Genomic DNA, 19,033 nt, shown 5'->3' with positions numbered 1-19,033 from the left:
TTTTCTTTCACTGACAAGCTCGGTAAACCCCTATTTTAAATTTTTTCTATTACTATGAAAAATGATATTTTCATTAGCTTTGCAGATGAGGACAAATCCTTTGCCTTAGAACTCTGCGATGCCTTGCAAGCTGAAGGGCTAAAGGTGTGGTGCAGTGCCAAAGATGTACCTATAGGAGCAGACATACACGCTGAGGTGAGCAAAGCCTTGCCTGATTGTCTTTATTTCTTACCTATTATTAGCCCCAATTATGGAAGGTTCTGGCATGAGAAAGAATTTCATAGTGCTAGCCATAATCGTCCTAATCATCTAATTATTCCTGTTACTTATCTTATCAACTACGATTACATTAAAAATAATGCGATGTTCAGCCTGATTTCTTCTATCAGGGTAGTGGCTACTGAGAATAAAAGCCCACAAGCTATTGCCAATGAAATAGCAGATAGAATAAGGCAAAAATCAGAGCCTGCATTTCCTGAAATTACCTTCGAGAGCCAAACACTCTCCATTAATCTGCCCTCAATATGGCTTAAACGCAAAACTTGGATAGCCTCTTCATTCTTTGCGTTTAGTGCAATCGTACTTTTTCTGTTTATACAAGCTGACGGAAATCAAGTAGATGTAAAAGATATACCACCAACAAGTAGCTTGAAAGAAAATAATGGTCTTCCTCAAGACTCAATAGATACAAATCACCCCGATTTTTACAATTTCAAACTGGTTGATGTGAAATCAGAAAAAAATGAAAATTTTTTGCAAACTGTTTATAAAGACCTGCTCGTAAGTAAATTTATTTTATTTAATGACACAAGCCAAGATTTAGACATAGAATTTATTAAAATAGAGGCTATTCGCAATAACTATCCTGCTTATGAGCAGAAAGCAAGCTCGCTGGAACTAATTGCTGATTCTACCCAAGCAGATAGTCCTATTTTTGCCATAGATTTGCCTAAGGAAGAGATAAATGCTCACTATCTTTTTACATTGACCCCAACGCTCAAATGCCTTAAAGGAACTCATCTGACTATTCCTCTCATTATTTACCAGAAGGAGCAGAAGAAATATGTACTTCCAGACCCTAATACGGATTTAGTCGTACATTTTATTACTAAACAAAAAATATACGCTAAATCGGAGCGTTTGTATTTTAAAGATACTCAATTTTAATTAGATTCCAGATGACAAAAGTAGTCTTTACTACCAACTACTAAGCAATCCGATTTAGGTTGAATTGCAACTGATACAAGCACTGAATAAAACATGATAAAATATACCCTCTCTTATCAGTACCCCAACAGGCATTTTATTGATTTTGAAATGCTTATAGAAAATATTAAGCAAGAAGAAATAGAAATCCAACTTCCTACTTGGCGAGCAGGAAGGTATCAGCTACAATACTATGCCAAAAATATTCAACGGTTTTCTGTGCAAAATATGGAAGGACAAGTCATTCCTTTTCAGAAAATTACCAAAGACCGTTGGAAAATACTCGTTGGGACACATGAGCAAATAATAGTCAAATACAACTACTATGCTCAGCAGTTAGATGGAGGAGGAAGTTGGTTAGATGAGGAAGTTTTTTACCTGAATTTTGTAAATTGTTTGATGTATGTAGAAGGGAGAATTAATGAAGGATATGAGGTAAAAATTTTATTACCAAGTAGTTATCAAATCGCTTGTGGCTTAAAATACACAGTAGGTAAGCAAGTAAAAAAGGAAGATGTACTTTTTGAAGAAATCACACTTCATGCCCAAAGTTTTTATCAAGTAGTAGATGCACCCCTCTTAGCCGCTCAGAGTTTACAGCACCAAAGCTACCAAGTGGCTAACAGTGAAAGTATTTTTCATATTTGGTTTTATGGTAATTGTGAACCTGATTGGCAAAAGTTAGTTACTGATTTTAAGGCATTTACACAACTACAAGTCGATATTTTCGGTGGCTTTCCTGAACCAACATATCACTTTATTTTCATCATTACCCCATTTAAGTTTTATCATGGTGTAGAGCATTTTAACTCTACGGTCATCGTGTTGGGTAGTGAGGAGATGTTTAAGCAGACTTATTTTTACAATGACATAGTAGGAGTAGCCTCTCATGAGCTTTTTCACGTGTGGAATGTAGTGAAAATCAGACCTAAAGAATTGCTTCCTTACGATTTTACCCAAGAAAACTACTTTAAAACAGGTTTTGTGATTGAGGGAATTACGACTTTTTATGGCGATTGGATTTTGGCAAGGAGTGGCGTTTGGACAAGAGAACAGTATTTTACCGAACTTAAAAATCTTTTGAAAAGGCATTTTAATAACTTTGGGCGCTTGAATCTTTCTGTGGCTGATTCCTCTTTTGACCTTTGGCTGGACGGCTACGAGAAGGGAATCCCCAATCGCAAGGGTTCTATCTACGTAGAAGGGGCTGTTGCTTGCCTGATTTTAGATTTGGAAATTCGTAAACATACAGATAATCAACGCTCTATGGACGATGTAATGCGACTAATGTGGGAAAGTTTTGGAAAAAAGCAAGTAGGTTACAGCGCAGAGGATTACATGAGCATCGTCAATCAAGTAGCGGGCAGAGAGATGAAAGACTACTTTGAACAGTGTATTTTTGGTATAGGTGATTTGGCACAGAGATTAAATCAAGCCTTACAACATGTTGGTTGTGAGTTGTTTAAGTCTTATTCTGAAAATCTGAATGAAAGCCATTTTGGCTTTATCACAGCCCAAAAAGACAATGAATTGGTTATAGAACTTATCGCCCCTAACTCTCCTGCGGACTGTGTGCTTTCCTTGAAAGATAGCATTTTAGAAATTGACAATGAAAGAGTTATTCAAGAGGGAAATAATAAAATGAATGAACTGGTGCAAGAAAAAGCAAATATTTCTTTGAAAATTAGGCGAATGAACAAAATTAGAGAAATACAAATCAGTACAGACGGAAAATTATACCTACCTATTTATGAGATAAGATTAATGGAAAAACAATCAGAAGAACAAGCAAAAAGTTTAGCATTGTGGATATAGATATACTTTTACAGCCTCATATTCAAGATTTTATACTTAAAAATGAAAATGCAGATGTGCAACAGTTGGCATTAAAAGGGAATTTGTATCCTCAGATTCCCTTACCTTTGATGATTCAGCAAATTGCGGGGCGACAAAAAGCGAAAACTAAACTTCCCACTTTTTACCAAACAGCCCATATCGTCTATCCTGCCTCGCTTTCTTTGGAGCAGTGTTCCTCAGAGCAAACGGCTCTTTTTAAAGCTAAACTATTGAAAGGGAAATATTTAGTAGATTTAACAGGTGGTTTTGGCATAGATGCTTATTTTTTGAGTAAGTCTTTTGCAAAGGTAGATTATGTAGAACAAAATGAAGTCCTTGCCTGTATAGCCCAACACAATTTTAAAGTTTTAAAAGCTGATAATGTGCACATTCATATAAATCAAGCAGAAACTTTTTTACAAAATCTATCAGAAAAAGTCGACTGCATTTACTTAGACCCTGCCCGCAGGGACAGAGCTAACCGCAAAGTATTTTTATTAGAAGACTGCGAACCCAATCTGCTCGAACTCGCAGAGATTTTATTGGAAAAAGCCCAGTGCGTACTTGTCAAAACTTCCCCTATGCTGGATATAGACTTAGCAGTGAAGTCTTTACAAGGAAAAGTTCAAAAAATCATTGTATTAGCCATAGAAAATGAGTGTAAAGAAGTCTTGTATCTTTTAGGCATAACAAATGAAAAACTACTGATAGAAACTGTGAACTTAGCAAAAAACGAAACTCAATATTTTTCTTTTGAAAAAGAAGTAGAAAGCTCTTTATCAAATCGTTACAGCCTTCCTCAGTCTTACCTCTACGAGCCAAATGTAGCCGTACTCAAAGCAGGAGGTTTTAAAAGCATTGCTTATTACTTTCAGCTAAGCAAGCTACATACTCACAGTCATTTATATACATCTAATCACTTAGTAGAAAATTTTGCAGGACGAGCATTTGAAGTGCAAGCTGTTTGCCAATTAGATAAAAAAGAATTATTAGCTTATCTTCCTGAAAACAAGGCAAATATAGCTGTCCGCAATTTCCCCATGACCGTAGAGCAAATCCGCAAGAAAACAGGCATCAAGGAAGGGGGAGAAATGTATTTATTTGCTACCACAGACTATCAAGAAAAAAAAATAGTGATAGTGTGTAAGAAAATCAACGCTTCAAGTAATTTAACTATTTAATTATAAGTAATTTATACTTTTTATTTAATTTTTTCAAGCCAAATAGTATAATAAAGCAATCTATACGTTTTAAAATATTAAAAAAAAACAAGTAAAAAATTTGTAGAATATTAAAAAATACCTACATTTGTCAAAAATTAAGCAATTATAATAGGTGATGAATTTAATGAACAACACATACTTTAGCTTTTATTACTTCTGGTACGATAAAATCGTATGAGCAGAAAGCTATTGTTATGAGTTGAAATAACATAAATCTAAAAAGGCTTGCTGTTCATACGAACCGCAAGCCTTTTTTATTTGCCAAAAACAACTGCATAAAACTTAAAACTGTAAACAATGTAATAGCACACTTTATTAATCTAATTAAATTTCAGTATTTTATGAACATTAGTACTTTAGAGTCTTGGATTGGCAAAACCAATACAAACAGTGAAAAAAAACCTGTAGTGATTGCAGGACCTTGCAGTGCGGAAACAGAAGAGCAGTTGCTCAATACTTGCAAAGCATTGACTGATGCAGGAGTAGATATTTTGCGTGCAGGAATATGGAAACCGCGTACTCGCCCTAATAGCTTTGAGGGAGTGGGCGAGATTGGTTTAAAGTGGTTCAAAGAGGTAAAAAAAGAGGTAGGATTACCTACTGCTACCGAAGTAGCCAATGCCCAGCACGTCGAGTTAGCCTTAAAACATGAGGTTGATGTCCTCTGGATTGGGGCGCGCAGCACTGTTAATCCTTTCACTGTCCAAGAAATAGCTGATGCCCTAAAGGGTGTAGATATTCCTGTGATTGTTAAAAATCCTATCAACCCAGACCTCTCCCTATGGTTAGGAGGTATTGAACGCATTGCCAATGCAGGAATTACTAAAATTGCCGCTTTGCATAGAGGTTTTTCTTCTTTTGAGAAAACTAAATATCGCAATATTCCCATGTGGCAAATTGCTATTGAACTGAAAAGTACTTTGCCAAACTTGCCTATTTTTTGCGACCCAAGTCATATTGGCGGCAAGCGCGACCTTATCTTCCAAATAGCCCAAAGAGCCTTAGATTTGAACTATGATGGACTGATGATAGAAACGCACATAGACCCTGATAATGCTTGGAGCGATGCCAGCCAGCAAGTTACCCCTGTTCGCCTAAGTGAAATACTGAGTGAATTGAAAATTAAGAGTCCAAGCACAGAAGATAAAGAATTTAATACACATTTAGACGATTTGCGCCAAAAGATAGACATGATTGATAGAGAAATTTTGGAGATTTTGGCGGCTCGTATGGCTTTGGTAGAAAAAATAGGGGATTATAAAAGGGAAAATAACATCACTGTTTTCCAAGTAGATAGATGGATTAAAGTGTTCCAAACTCGTCCAGAGTGGGGAGAGAAAATGAAACTGCACAAGGACTTCACCGCCCAGCTTTTCAAACTTATTCACGATGAGTCTATCAAGATTCAAGCAAGCAGATAATCACTATCTTCAACGCTTACAGGGTTTTAATCTTGTAAGCGTTGAAATATGTTAAGCTTTTTCTTCTTTCTTTTTTTTCAATGCCAATAGTTCATCTCTCAACCTCGCTGCCTCTATAAAGTCTAACTCTTTTGCCGCTTTTTCCATCTGTTTTTGAGTTTGCATGATGAGCTTGTCTATATCTTTGGCACTCATATAGTTCACTACGGGGTCTGCCGCTATGCCATAGCCTGCTTCCTCAGGTTCTATGTAGTACTGTTTGGCTTCTTTCTTAGCATCTGCTACTTTAGTTTGTTGTAGAATAGCCTCTGTGGATTTTTTTACAGTCATTGGGACAATTCCATTAGCCTTGTTGTAATCTTCTTGGATTTTTCTACGTCTATTGGTTTCCTCAATCGCTACTTGCATAGATTCTGTAACGGTATCTGCATACATGATTACCCTACCGTTTACATTTCTTGCGGCTCGTCCAATAGTCTGAATTAGAGAGCGTTGGTTGCGTAAGAAACCTTCCTTGTCTGCGTCCATAATAGCTACTAAAGCAACTTCAGGTAGGTCTAAACCTTCCCTAAGCAGGTTTACCCCCACTAATACATCAAACACCCCCAATCTCAATTCCCTCAAAATCTCTACCCTGTCCAAAGTTTTTACCTCAGAGTGAATATAGCGAGTTTTGATTCCTAATTTTATTAGATAATCCGTAAGTTCCTCTGCCATGCGTTTGGTAAGCGTAGTAATGAGTACCCTATCTCCATTTTTTACTGTAATATCAACTTCTTCTAATAGGTCATCTATTTGATTGATGCTTGGGCGTACTTCTATGTGTGGGTCAAGCAAGCCTGTAGGTCTGATAATCTGCTCTACCACTACTCCTTCGCACCTCATCGCTTCGTAATCACCTGGGGTAGCACTTACAAAAATAGTATAGCCCATCATATCTTCAAACTCGTTGAAAGTCAGAGGTCTATTGTCCAAAGCAGAAGGCAAACGAAACCCATTATCTACCAGAGCAATTTTACGAGAGCGGTCTCCTCCAAACATTGCCCTTACTTGGGGAATGGTAACATGGCTTTCGTCTATAAGTAATAAATAATCTTTGGGAAAATAATCAAGCAAACAGAAAGGTCTTTGTCCTTTTTGTCTTCGGTCAAAATAACGAGAATAGTTCTCTATTCCAGAGCAATAGCCCAGTTCCCGCATCATCTCTAAGTCAAACTCTGTACGCTCTTTGATTCTTTGGGCTTCTATGTAGCGTTGCTCTGTTTCAAAAAATTTGATTTGCGAAACTAAATCGTCTTGAATTTCATAGATAGCAGTGTTGAGAGTTTCTCTACCCGTTACAAACAGATTGGCAGGAAAGATAGCAATGGAACTCTCATCGGCAATTTTTTTCCCATTCTGAGGCTCAATGCGCTGAATAGCCTCTATCTCATCTCCCCAAAAGAAAACTCGATAAGCAAAATCAGCATACGCAGGGAAAATATCAACGGTATCCCCTTTTACTCTGAAATTCCCTCGCTTAAACTCTGCTTCTGTGCGACTATACAAAATATCTACTAAGGCAAAAAGAAACCTCTGACGTGAAATTTTATCTCCTTGCTCTATTTTAATAATATACCTACTAAACTCCTCTGGATTTCCAATACCATAAATACAAGACACTGAGGCTACTACTACTACATCATTACGCCCCGACATGAGGGCAGAAGTAGCACTCAATCTTAGCTTTTCTATTTCTTCATTAATCGCCAAGTCCTTTTCTATGTAGGTATTAGTGCTGGCAATGTATGCCTCTGGCTGGTAGTAATCATAATAAGAAATGTAATACTCCACCGCATTTTCAGGGAAAAACTGTTTCAACTCTCCATATAACTGCGCTGCCAAAGTTTTATTATGACTAAGTACCAAAGCAGGACGATTGATTTGGGCAATCACATTTGCCATAGTAAAAGTTTTGCCCGAACCTGTAACCCCTAAGAGTGTTTGGAAACGTTCTCCTTCTTTTATTCCTCTAACTAATTGCTCTATCGCCTTAGGTTGGTCGCCTGTGGGGGCGTACTTAGAAATAAGTCGAAATTGCATAATTTGCAGTTATTTTGTGTTTTATGTATTGCACTAATCTAATACCCCAATACGCTCCCCAGCCATCTCTCTATTTCTTCTACACTCATGCCTTTGCGTTCGGCATAGTCCATTACTTGGTCTTTGCTGATTTTGCCCAAACCAAAATACTTGGCATGTGGGCTGGCAAAATACCACCCACTTACCGAAGCAGTAGGGAACATAGCATAGCTTTCTGTTAAGGTTACACCTATGCTTTCCTCTACATTGAGCAGTTCAAACAAAGTGCCTTTTTCCAAGTGGTCAGGGCAAGCAGGATAACCGGGGGCAGGACGTATGCCTTGATATTTCTCTTTGATAAGTTCCTCATTGTCTAAGTTTTCAAAAGGTGCGTATCCCCAAAATTCCTTGCGTACTCTTTCGTGCATACGCTCTGCAAAAGCCTCTGCCAAGCGGTCAGAAAGAGCTTTAACCATGATAGCATTATAGTCATCGTGGTCTTTCTCAAACTGCAATGCCAATTCTTCTGTGCCAATCCCAGCTGTAACTACGAAAGCGCCAATATAGTCTTGCTTGCCACTCTCGACAGGGGCAATAAAATCAGAAAGGCAGAAGTTAGGTAAGTTTTTCGCCTTTTGATTTTGTTGGCGGAGGTGGTGGAGAACCGTTTTAGTTCTGTCAGGTTTTGAAAACCTGACAGAACTTGCTTCCTTCTTGACCTCATACACCTTCTCGACATGACTTCCATGCTTATCACAAACCGTTTCTACTTCAAATTCCTCAAAATCATAAAGTTCTATATCGTCCCCTACGCTATTGGCAGGAAAAAAACCTATCACTGCTTTTGCCTTAATGAGTTTTTTATCAACTATTTCCTTCAAAAGTTTTTGGGCATCATTGAATAGACGAGTTGCTTCTGCCCCTACTACATCATCTTTCAAAATTTGTGGATATTTTCCGTAGAGTTCCCAAGACTGGAAAAAAGGAGTCCAGTCTATGTAATTCGTCAATTCTTCCAAAGAATAATCATCAAAAACCTTTGTTCCTAAAAATGAAGGTTTTACGATACGCTCATTTTCCCAGTCTATCTGTACTTTATTTTTTCTTGCTTCTTCCAGAGAAAGATAGTTTTTACTATCTTGTTTCTTAGCATGTTCTTGTCTAAGTCTTGTATATTCGTCTTTAACCTCTTGAATAAAATCAAATTTTACTTGCTCATTATCAGTAACTAAGTTTGAAGCCACCGGTACACTTTTAGAAGCATCTAATACATGTACCACCGCTCCACTGTAATTAGGGGCGATTTTCACCGCAGTATGCAAGCGGGAAGTAGTAGCTCCACCAATCAATAAAGGCGTTTTCATGCCTCTGCGTTCCATTTCTTGGGCAACATAGACCATTTCATCAAGAGAAGGAGTAATCAAACCGCTTAGCCCAATAATATCTACATTTTCTTTGATTGCAGTTTCTAAGATTTTTTCTTTGGGTACCATTACTCCTAAGTCTATGATTTCAAAGTTATTACAAGCCAAAACCACTCCTACAATATTTTTCCCAATGTCATGCACATCACCCTTAACGGTAGCTAATAAGATTTTTCCGTTATTTTTTGCTTGGCTACTCCCTGGATTTTTTAGTTTTTCTTCCTCTATGTAAGGAATCAAATAGGCAACAGCTTTCTTCATTACCCTTGCCGATTTAACTACTTGGGGGAGAAACATTTTGCCTTCTCCAAACAAATCACCTACTACATTCATTCCGTCCATGAGCGGTCCTTCAATCACTTGTAAAGGTTTTTCGTAAAGTAGTCTTGCTTCTTCTGTATCTTGCTCTATGTAATCTGTAATGCCTTTGATAAGTGCGTGTTTGAGGCGTTCTTTTACGTCTGCTTTCCTCCACTCCTCGTCTTTTTCTACGGCTTTACCTTTGTTTTTTACTGTTTCGGCAAATTCTACTAAGCGTTCTGTGGCATCAGGTCTGCGGTTTAGCAACACATCTTCGATGCGTTCCAAAAGTTCTTTGTCAATTTCCTCATACACTTCAATCATACCCGCATTGACGATACCCATGTCCAAACCTGCCTTGATTGCATGGAAGAGAAAAGCAGAGTGCATCGCCTCTCTTACTACATCATTGCCTCTAAATGAGAAAGATATGTTACTTACCCCACCACTAACTTTGGCATGTGGTAAGTTTTCCTTAATCCAACGAGTGGCATTGATGAAATCTACCGCATAGTTGTTGTGTTCTTCTATGCCCGTAGCTACGGTCAAGATATTCGGGTCAAAAATAATGTCTTGGGGAGGAAAACCCACCTGCTCAGTCAGGATTTTGTAGGAACGCTCACAAATCTGAATACGCCTTTCATAAGTATCTGCTTGTCCATTTTCGTCAAAAGCCATGACGACCACAGCCGCACCGTAACGGCGAATCAGCCTTGCTTGATGAATAAACTTTTCCTCTCCTTCTTTCAAAGAAATAGAATTGACAATGCCCTTGCCTTGTATGCACTTCAAACCCGCTTCAATAACTGACCACTTGGAAGAGTCTATCATAATAGGTACTTTACAAATATCTGGCTCTGAGGCAATTAAGTTTAAAAACTTCACCATCGCCGCTTCCGAATCCAACATTCCCTCGTCCATATTGATGTCAATGATTTGCGCACCATTTTCTACTTGTTGCTTAGCAATTTCTAATGCTTCATCATACTTTTCTTCTTTAATTAGTTTGGCAAACTTACGGCTGCCCGTTACATTGGTACGCTCTCCAATATTGACAAAACGAGTTTCAGGCTTAATCACGATTGGCTCTAAACCTGATAAATGAAGAAAAGTATCTGGCTCTGGTAGCTTCCTTGGTGGGTATTTTCTCACCATCTCGGCGATGGCTCTAATGTGGTCAGGCGTAGTGCCACAGCAACCACCCACGATATTAAAAAAGCCATTTTTTGCAAAATCTTCTAACTGCTTTGCCATGTACTCTGGCGTTTCATCATACTGCCCAAAGGCATTTGGTAAACCTGCATTAGGGTAACAACTCACATAAGTAGTAGCGATACGAGCCAACTCCTGCTGATAAGGTCGCAATAAATCTGCTCCTAAGGCACAGTTCAGCCCCACACTCAACAGGTGGGCATGAGAAACGGAATTGTAAAACGCCTCTGTAACCTGCCCCGAAAGGGTACGTCCACTTGCATCGGTGATAGTGCCAGAAACCATGATAGGGAGGTGTCTGCCCCCACCCCTGCCCTCAGTATGCACTGCGCCCCCTTTGGAGAGGGAGTTACTCCCCTCTCCAAAGGAGAGGGGTAGGGGGTGAGGCTTATGCGGTTCAGAAAAATACTTATCTATCGCAAAAAGTGCTGCTTTTGCGTTCAGTGTATCAAAAATGGTTTCTACTAATAAAATATCTACCCCGCCTTCGACCAAACCACTGACCTGAACGTAGTAAGCCTCTACCAGCTCATCAAAAGTAACAGCCCGAAAAGCAGGGTCGTTCACGTCAGGAGAAATAGAAGCTGTGCGGTTGGTAGGTCCCAAAGCCCCCGCTACATATCGAGGTTTATCGGGGTTTTTAGCAGTAAACTCGTCGGCTACTTCTTTGGCTATTTTAGCAGATTGAAAGTTAAGTTCATAAACCAACTCATTGTTATCCATTTGATAATCAGCCATTGCAATAGTTGTACTGCTGAATGTATTGGTTTCTATGATGTCAGCCCCCGCCTCTAAGTATTGGTGGTGTATCTCCTTGATTATCTGCGGTTGGGTAATAGATAGCAGGTCGTTATTTCCCTTCAAATCACAAGGGTGGTCTTTGAATCGCTCGCCACGAAAATCAGCCTCAGTGAGTTTGTATCGCTGAATCATTGTCCCCATTGCTCCGTCCAAAATGAGGATTCTATGTTTTAAAATTTCTCTGATGTCTTTCTTCACTTCTCTTAATTATGAGTTATAAATTATTAATTATGAATGATTTATGGCTATAAGTAGGTAAAAACCCTAACAGTCCTTTGCTATATGTTAGTCTTGCAGGTCAAAAGACCATGCAAAATTGATTAATGTTATTTTTCAATTTTCTTTGATGTTGAGAAATCCATGACACAATTATATTTGTATGTTTTATGTCTTTGGATAGATACTCCAATACTACGATAATCCTTATTTAAAATATTCTTGCGATGTCCTAAACTTGGCACTCCATCATCTATTAGTAATTGCATAATTATATTCTCTGCCTTATCATGTCCGTATGAGCAATTCTCGCCTAATCCATAAATAGCACCTGTAAAACTTTTCATTCTATCAGAAAAATCAGTTCCATCAGATGAATTATGACTTACTTGTCCTGTTTCTCCCATATCTTTGGCATGAAAAGTAGCTGCATCACACAATTCTGGTAGGACAATGAGTGGAGGCATTCTTACTTTTTGCAAATCTTTTATCAAACTTGCTATGTTACCTTTGCGATGATTTAGTTTATTTTTCTGGCAGTATTCTTTCAAATAAGTCAAGGTAAATTTTTTTCCATTGATACGACATAGATTTGTCAAATAAACTACTCTTTTCTCTTCTTTTGTTAATTTTTTATTGTCTTTGGCAGTATTAGCAAGTTCTATTTCTATTTCAGTCCACTCTACAAATTTTTCCTTGTCTTGTGCAAAAAGGAATAGATTTGGCGAAAGAAGTAGGTGTAATACTAAAATACTTAGAAAGCGTCCATTCATTTTAAATCTACTTTTTTATGATTCGTTAGTTTGCCCTGCGAAAACACATGACAAATTGACTAGTTTTTCTATGTAACCTTCCATTTTTCATGTCTTATGACGTGAAAAACCATCACTCATACAAATTTGTCATCATTTCCACTGAGGGTCAAGACATGACAAATTGATTGGTTTCCTATCTAATTCTTCCCTTTTTACCGTTTTATGACGTGAAAAACTACTTCACTGCATTAGTTTTTCACGTGATAACACGTGAAAAATTGACTTTTTCTTGTGTATCTCCATTTTTCACCGTCTTTTGACGTGAAAAACTACCGCTCTACACATTAGTTTGCCATGTCATAAGACATAACAAATTGATTAATATTTCCATTTCTCATGTGTTTTCACATGAGAAACCTTAATAAACCCTCTACATATCCTTTCCATTTATTACATCTTTTGATGTGATAAACTACTTCATTTCACTTTTTCTTTTTCTCCCAGCCTACTTCTTCACTATGTGCTTGATAGTGAGTGATAAAACCCCAATCGTCAACATTTTGCAAATAAAAACGAGCAGATGAATAATGATAATCCTCTGCTTTGCTTGCCAACTGCCACTTTTCTTGCAAAGGATTTTGATGAATGTAATTCAACTTTTGCTCAAAAACTTCTTTGCGATACATGGTACTGATATAGGGTTCACTTTGCCAAAAACGATATTGCCTACTTTTCTCTTGCACCCTGAAAAAAGGTAAAACTCTCGGATGATTGGCTACCAAGTCAAACTTGATTTGTTGTGCTGTAAATTTTAGAAAATCCCTTTGCACATCTCTTTCATCATGCCCCTCTTGCATACGCCAAAGCAGGTGAATATGGTTTGGCATGATGACAAAACCATACAAGAAAATCCGTTTATTTTCCACCAAAAACTTCAAGCTATCCATGATAAGTTGCTTGTACTTATCTGGTTTGAGTAGTTTTTGCCACTCATGGATAGTTGCTGTAAAAAAATAAACATCTCTGCGAAGCATATATTTTACTATATTGTTTATCATGTACTTCGTACCGAGTTCAACACATGATAAATTGACTATTTACATTTTAAAACCCTTTTTCACCGTCTTTTGACGTGAAAAACTACACGAGCCACATATTTTGACGTGATAAAAACAATAGCTTCTCACACCTCTATTTCCAAATGCACATCTTCTGGCTCTAAATCAAAGAGTTCCTGATTCAGTTCGGAAGTCAGCACTGCGCCCAAGCCCAAGTAAAAGTCCACCGTATTTTTAAAAGGAGTCGCAGAAATATAGAGTTTACTTGCACCCATTTCTCTCGCTTTTGTCTTGCTGATTGCCATGAGTTTACGCCCTATTCCCTTTCCTCTGTGCGAGTTACTTACATACAGCATATCCAATTTTAAGAAATCCAAGTTTTTCCCAAATCGCTTGTTATCTAATGAAACTAAGCCTACTAATCTATTTTCTTCAAAAGTTCCCCAAATAAAACCGCATCTGTCATATAAATCATGCAATCTTTGTATAAAATCTGCTAATTCTTCCTCCTCCCAATCCTCAATTTTTAGCTCACAAGGCACAATTTCCAACTGATTATCTTTGTAAACATAACTATATTGTACCTTTTCGCTTCTGTCAATTTCAGGGAATTTTGAGATTTCGTTTTGGGACAGTAGTTTGTATATTAGCATTTTGTATGATTTCATATGGGTTTCTCGTGTGTTATCACTCGCGAAACTGATTGTTTTTTTGAATAATTTTTCATGTCGCTTGATGTGAAAAATAACCTAAGTTTTTTCCCTTCTCACGTGAAAACACGTGAGAAATCCACTATATGCTAAAAGCTACTAACTCCTATGCCCTATACACTTTACTTACTTGTAAAAAACTTATTCACTATTACTAATTTGGCGGGAGAACAAAAGATTTGCTCTTACTTATCTATCTCAAAATCAATTAGTTTTGAGTGGGAAGCGAATTGTCGCCCAGAAGCACCTTGCCAATGAGTTTTGGTAGGTTGCTAAGACTTCGCAGGGTACCCAGCCCTCCGCCTTTCTTGATAAGTATTTGTATAATAAACTATTTGACTTACAAATATAATAGGTATTTTGCTGATTTACAAATGTAATAGAATGAAAACTTACAATATTTGTCAAAACGCAGTGTTCACGAAAATCAAAAACTGTACCCAAAACCTAATGCAATGATTAAGTTTAGAGTACAGTTTTAAAAGATGTATGAAATATATAAATTTTTATCTAATAAATGGCGCAAGCACCAAAGCCACTACTGAAATTAATTTCAATAAGATATTCAAAGAGGGTCCTGAAGTATCTTTGAAAGGGTCGCCTACGGTATCGCCTACTACTGCTGCTTTGTGTGGGTCAGATTTTTTGTAATATACCTTCCCATTGATTTCCACCCCTTCTTCAAAAGATTTCTTTGCATTATCCCAAGCACCACCTGCATTAGATTGGAAAATCGCCATGAGTACACCTGAAACAGTTACACCCGCTAATAAGCCACCTAAAGCCTCTTTGCCCATACCCGGCAAGAAAGCAATTACCACAGGAGCAACTACTGCCAACATTCCCGGTACTACCATTTGCTTGATTGCTGCATTAGTGGAGATTTCTACACATTTTCCATACTCAGCTTTCCCATCTGCCAAGCGGAAAGTTTCTTGGTCTTGTGCTGACCATTCATGCTCCTCTTTGCCTTCATTCCTACGCATTACTTCAAGTGCATTTTTTAGGGCAGGAATATTGTTGAACTGTCTGCGAACTTCTTGAATCATATCCATTGCCGCCTTACCTACTGCTCCCATTGCCAAAGCAGAGAATACAAAAGGCAACATAGCCCCAATCAACAAACCTGCCATTACGTTTGCCTTAGAAATATCAATAGAACCTACTCCCGCAGAAGTCATATAAGCCCCGAACAAAGCCAAGGCTGTTAATGCCGCAGAAGCAATCGCAAAACCTTTTCCAATCGCCGCTGTCGTATTTCCTACTGCATCTAATTTATCCGTTCTGCCACGTACTTCTTTGGGTAATTCTGACATCTCTGCAATACCACCTGCATTGTCAGAAATCGGTCCGTAAGCATCTACTGCCAACTGAATCCCTAAGTTAGAAAGCATACCTACCGCCGCAATCGCAATGCCGTACAAGCCACCTGCTTCAAATGCCGCTACAATAGAGAAAGCGATTAAAAGCACAGGAATTGCGGTACTCATCATACCTACGCCTAAACCTGCGATAATATTGGTTGCTGCACCTGTAGAAGACTGATTTACAATAGATTTTACAGGAGTTTTGCCCATGCCTGTATAGTATTCCGTAATCAAACCTACCAGTACACCCGCTACTAAACCAATGATAGTAGCCCAAAATACCCCCATAGCAGTCATTTCTCTGGTAACTCCACCATACAAAGCATCTACAAAAGTCCATTTTTCAGGCAAAATATTGGTAATGATGAAGTAAGAAGCAACAATCATAATGGCAGATGAGCCAAACTCACCAATATTTAGGGCAGATTGAGGATTACCACCTTCTTTTACTTTTACGAAGAACGTACCAATAATAGAAACAATGATACCTACTGCCGCCAAAGCCAAAGGCAAAAGCACCGCAGAGAGTCCATTCATGCCATCAGCCTGAACAAAATCCGCAGACATAAAAGCCGCACCCAATACCATAGTACCAATAATAGAACCTACGTAAGACTCAAATAAGTCTGCTCCCATACCTGCTACGTCCCCCACGTTATCCCCTACGTTGTCTGCAATAGTGGCAGGGTTTAAAGGGTGGTCTTCGGGGATACCTGCTTCTACTTTTCCTACTAAGTCAGCCCCTACGTCTGCCGCTTTGGTGTAAATGCCTCCACCTACACGTGCAAAAAGTGCAATAGAGGAAGCTCCAAAAGAAAAACCTGTGATTACTGTAATTACCTTTTGAATATTTTGAGCATCAGTACCAAAGAGATTGCCATACACAATAAAAAGCGTTCCCAAACCTAACACTCCTAAGCCAACTACTCCCATTCCCATCACAGAACCGCCTATGAAAGCTACTTCTAAGGCTTTGCTCAATCCTGTTCTGGCAGCATTGGTAGTTCTTACGTTTGCTTTGGTTGCTACGCGCATTCCTATAAAGCCTGCCAAAGCAGAGCAAAATGCCCCCAACACAAAAGAAACAGCCACCAAAGGAGAAGAATTATCACCTGCACTTACACCAAGCAGAATAGCAACAGAAACTACGAAAATCGCTAATACTCTGTATTCTGCTTTTAAAAATGCCATAGCACCCTCAGCGATACGCGCCGCAATGTCAGCCATTTTTTGAGAACCTACGTCTTGCTTTGCTACCCATGCCGAACGCCAAGCCACATAGAGTAAACCGATTATACCAAAAATCGGTAGAGAGTAAACCAAGTTTTCCATACGTTATATTATATAGTTATAAGTTTTAAGTTGTGAGTCATGAGTTCTAAGTTATGAGTTTAGCATTGTAATATGTGAAAAAAGCATAGAATATTGTAAATTATGAAGTTATAAATAAAAAAACAAATCATTTAAGTTGTCCAAATTGAGTACTATATATTTGATAATCAATTTATAACTCATAACTCATTATTCATAACTCTAAAAAAAAGGTTTGCAAAGATAATGGAAGGAAAAACATTTAAAAATAATTTGTGAATATTTTGAAATTTGAGAAATCAGGTAATATTCAAAAACAAAAATAAACTAAAAAACCTTGTAAGATTTTTCAATCTTATAAGGTTTATTTTAGTAAAGGTAAGCATATTTTATCAAAAAATACTTCCTATGCCACTCAAAAATGTACCTGTAATACCTAATACTAACAAAACCACTCCTACTATGAGCAAAGGCAAAAGTATCACAATACCTATTGGAATAAGTACTAAGCCAACTATTACCAAAGCAAGCAAGCCACCTAAGGACTTTGATTTTCTATGATGTTGGATACTTTTTTTCGCTTTGGTAACTTTTTTATGTATCATTTTGGAGAGAGTTCGCTCTTTCCAAGATACGCGATGCTTTGTTGATTCATTGGTAACTTCTAAAAAATTCTCCACAGGTAAATCCATACGCTCATAAACTGCCGTAATTACAGGGAAAGAGGTATCGTGGGCCGCAAATGTTTGTTGATTCAATCCAATAATCAACAAAAGTAAAACAAAAAAAAGATAAGTTTTCATATAAAAGTAAATTTGACATTAGATAATTTTTATGTTTTTATTACTACTAAAATTTACGATATAGAGGAATAAAAAATACGAAAGGTTGCTTTTCAATCGTAAAAAATGATTTATTTTTTTAAATGACCCGATTTTTAGTTTATATCTTACCTAACTTTGAATCCTTAAAATTACTTCTTGATGAGAAAAAGCATTTCGCTTGATTTGAAAAGACTTATGGGGGTAGGTATGGTCATGCTTGGGGCGATTGGATTCAGTTCTAAAGCCGTGATAGTCAAACTCATGTACCGCTATGGCGTAGATACTATTTCTACCCTCATGTTGAGAATGGTATTTTCTATTCCTTTCTTTTTCTTAGTCATTCTTTATAAATACAAGAAAGCACCTTTCCATGCCCTTAGCAAAAAAGACAAGCTACTCATTCCTATTATGGGAATAGTGGGCTATTATGGCTCAAGTTTATTGGACTTTTTAGGCTTACAGTACATCAGTGCAGGTTTAGAAAGACTAATATTATTCATCTATCCCACTATTGTTATCTTACTTATGGCAGTTTTATTTAAGCAAAAAATCACTAAAAATCAAATTATTGCATTGGTAATGACTTATTTAGGAATTTCTCTGGCTTTATTAACCGATTTTTCTTTGAATAGTGCTAACTTCTTTTTAGGCGTTTCCTTGATATTTTCTTCTGCCCTTACCTATTCTGTTTATTTGATTGGGAGTGGTAGAATTATACCCAGAGTAGGCTCTCTCTTATACACTTCTTACGTAATGCTGGTGGCGACAGCCTGTATATTTATGCACTATCTTTTTGTCAAAGGTAGTGGCTTATGGGATTTCCCCAAAGAAGTCTATCAACTTAACATTTGGATGGCAATGATAGCTACTGTAGCCCCTGCCTTCCTTACAGCAGAGGGCATCAGGCTTATTGGCTCGGACAACATGGCAATCGTAGGTACGATAGGACCTGTTTCCACTATTGTCTTAGCCAATATTTTTTTAGATGAACCTATTGCTTTCTGGCAAGTGATAGGTACTTTATTTGTTCTTGCGGGCATCTTACTCATTGGCATCAAAAAGAAAGATAAAGCAATAGCGACTGTGGAAAATCAGGAAGACTTAGTGTAGCTGAGAATATTATCAGAAAATTAAATACTATACTTCTTGCGAAAGTGTTTTTTTATCGCCTCACCCCTGCCCCCTCTCCTTCTGAGAAGGAAAATAGGTACTTTCGCAAGAACTCTACTAAATAAATCAGGTCATTTTCTAAAAGTTTTTTAGTAATTCTATGCCTTTATTCTCAAATCTTGCGTATAATTACATTGA

At 37.7% G+C, this 19,033-nt stretch carries 12 protein-coding genes and 1 riboswitch; of the genes, 5 read left to right on the top strand and 7 right to left on the bottom strand.

The features are described 5' to 3' along the window. Positions 1 to 54 precede the first annotated feature (54 nt). The 4 genes from BM141_RS04860 (at position 55) to BM141_RS04845 (ending at position 5,686) form a co-directional block, all read left to right on the top strand. Positions 55 to 1,167, top strand: a complete 1,113-nt coding sequence (locus BM141_RS04860; protein WP_091540993.1) for a toll/interleukin-1 receptor domain-containing protein — start codon at positions 55 to 57, stop codon at positions 1,165 to 1,167. A 93-nt stretch (positions 1,168 to 1,260) separates the two neighbouring features. Next, entirely contained in the window at positions 1,261 to 3,021 is a 1,761-nt protein-coding gene (locus BM141_RS04855; RefSeq protein ID WP_091540989.1) for a M61 family metallopeptidase, read from the top strand. Beyond that, positions 3,012 to 4,223 (top strand): class I SAM-dependent methyltransferase, encoded by a 1,212-nt coding sequence (locus BM141_RS04850; RefSeq protein ID WP_091540986.1) that lies wholly within the window; start codon positions 3,012 to 3,014, stop codon positions 4,221 to 4,223. The genes BM141_RS04855 and BM141_RS04850 overlap by 10 nt, the downstream gene beginning before the upstream one ends. Positions 4,224 to 4,606: 383 nt before the next feature. Next, complete coding sequence (locus BM141_RS04845; protein ID WP_091540983.1) at positions 4,607 to 5,686, top strand: bifunctional 3-deoxy-7-phosphoheptulonate synthase/chorismate mutase type II; 1,080 nt, start codon at positions 4,607 to 4,609, stop codon at positions 5,684 to 5,686. Between the two features lie 51 nt (positions 5,687 to 5,737). Here the strand turns inward: BM141_RS04845 and uvrB are convergent, their stop codons facing one another. From uvrB to BM141_RS04810, 7 genes are all read right to left on the bottom strand, one after another. Further along, the gene (gene uvrB, locus BM141_RS04840) at positions 5,738 to 7,768 is read right to left on the bottom strand and encodes an excinuclease ABC subunit UvrB (RefSeq protein WP_091540979.1); all 2,031 of its coding nucleotides are present in this window, start codon (positions 7,766 to 7,768) and stop codon (positions 5,738 to 5,740) included. Between the two features lie 38 nt (positions 7,769 to 7,806). Beyond that, a complete protein-coding gene (gene metH / locus BM141_RS04835) occupies positions 7,807 to 11,625 on the bottom strand; it encodes a methionine synthase (RefSeq protein WP_091541231.1) in 3,819 nt (1,272 codons plus the stop codon). Positions 11,626 to 11,810: 185 nt separating this feature from the next. Continuing rightward, positions 11,811 to 12,473, bottom strand: coding sequence for a CAP domain-containing protein (locus BM141_RS04830; protein WP_091540975.1), 663 nt, complete (start codon positions 12,471 to 12,473; stop codon positions 11,811 to 11,813). A gap of 464 nt (positions 12,474 to 12,937) precedes the next feature. Continuing rightward, a complete protein-coding gene (locus tag BM141_RS04825; RefSeq protein ID WP_177217267.1) occupies positions 12,938 to 13,489 on the bottom strand; it encodes an REP-associated tyrosine transposase in 552 nt (183 codons plus the stop codon). 149 nt (positions 13,490 to 13,638) lie between these two features. After that, positions 13,639 to 14,181 (bottom strand): GNAT family N-acetyltransferase, encoded by a 543-nt coding sequence (locus BM141_RS04820; RefSeq protein ID WP_091540970.1) that lies wholly within the window; start codon positions 14,179 to 14,181, stop codon positions 13,639 to 13,641. A gap of 228 nt (positions 14,182 to 14,409) precedes the next feature. Further along, positions 14,410 to 14,541, bottom strand: a riboswitch (SAM riboswitch). A gap of 188 nt (positions 14,542 to 14,729) precedes the next feature. After that, positions 14,730 to 16,922, bottom strand: coding sequence for a sodium-translocating pyrophosphatase (locus tag BM141_RS04815; RefSeq protein ID WP_091540967.1), 2,193 nt, complete (start codon positions 16,920 to 16,922; stop codon positions 14,730 to 14,732). A gap of 371 nt (positions 16,923 to 17,293) precedes the next feature. Next, entirely contained in the window at positions 17,294 to 17,704 is a 411-nt protein-coding gene (locus tag BM141_RS04810; RefSeq protein ID WP_091540965.1) for a hypothetical protein, read from the bottom strand. A 180-nt stretch (positions 17,705 to 17,884) separates the two neighbouring features. Between BM141_RS04810 and BM141_RS04805 the strand changes: the two genes are divergently transcribed. Continuing rightward, complete coding sequence (locus BM141_RS04805; RefSeq protein ID WP_091540961.1) at positions 17,885 to 18,835, top strand: DMT family transporter; 951 nt, start codon at positions 17,885 to 17,887, stop codon at positions 18,833 to 18,835. Positions 18,836 to 19,033 lie beyond the last annotated feature (198 nt).

This window comes from Thermoflexibacter ruber (assembly GCF_900113045.1).
GTDB lineage: Bacteria > Bacteroidota > Bacteroidia > Cytophagales > Thermoflexibacteraceae > Thermoflexibacter > Thermoflexibacter ruber.
Note: the sequence above shows the minus strand (reverse complement) of the source record. Positions and strands in the feature narration are given on the sequence as shown.

Excerpts from the sequence above, each read along its gene's own strand:
- BM141_RS04820 (WP_091540970.1), bottom strand. The coding sequence starts at position 14,181 with ATGAAATCATACAAAATGCTAATATACAAACTACTGTCCCAAAACGAA.
- BM141_RS04825 (WP_177217267.1), bottom strand. The coding sequence starts at position 13,489 with ATGCTTCGCAGAGATGTTTATTTTTTTACAGCAACTATCCATGAGTGG.
- BM141_RS04860 (WP_091540993.1), top strand. The coding sequence starts at position 55 with ATGAAAAATGATATTTTCATTAGCTTTGCAGATGAGGACAAATCCTTT.
- BM141_RS04815 (WP_091540967.1), bottom strand. The coding sequence starts at position 16,922 with ATGGAAAACTTGGTTTACTCTCTACCGATTTTTGGTATAATCGGTTTA.
- BM141_RS04855 (WP_091540989.1), top strand. The coding sequence starts at position 1,261 with ATGATAAAATATACCCTCTCTTATCAGTACCCCAACAGGCATTTTATT.
- uvrB (WP_091540979.1), bottom strand. The coding sequence starts at position 7,768 with ATGCAATTTCGACTTATTTCTAAGTACGCCCCCACAGGCGACCAACCT.
- metH (WP_091541231.1), bottom strand. The coding sequence starts at position 11,625 with ATGGGGACAATGATTCAGCGATACAAACTCACTGAGGCTGATTTTCGT.
- BM141_RS04805 (WP_091540961.1), top strand. The coding sequence starts at position 17,885 with ATGAGAAAAAGCATTTCGCTTGATTTGAAAAGACTTATGGGGGTAGGT.
- BM141_RS04810 (WP_091540965.1), bottom strand. The coding sequence starts at position 17,704 with ATGAAAACTTATCTTTTTTTTGTTTTACTTTTGTTGATTATTGGATTG.
- BM141_RS04845 (WP_091540983.1), top strand. The coding sequence starts at position 4,607 with ATGAACATTAGTACTTTAGAGTCTTGGATTGGCAAAACCAATACAAAC.
- BM141_RS04830 (WP_091540975.1), bottom strand. The coding sequence starts at position 12,473 with ATGAATGGACGCTTTCTAAGTATTTTAGTATTACACCTACTTCTTTCG.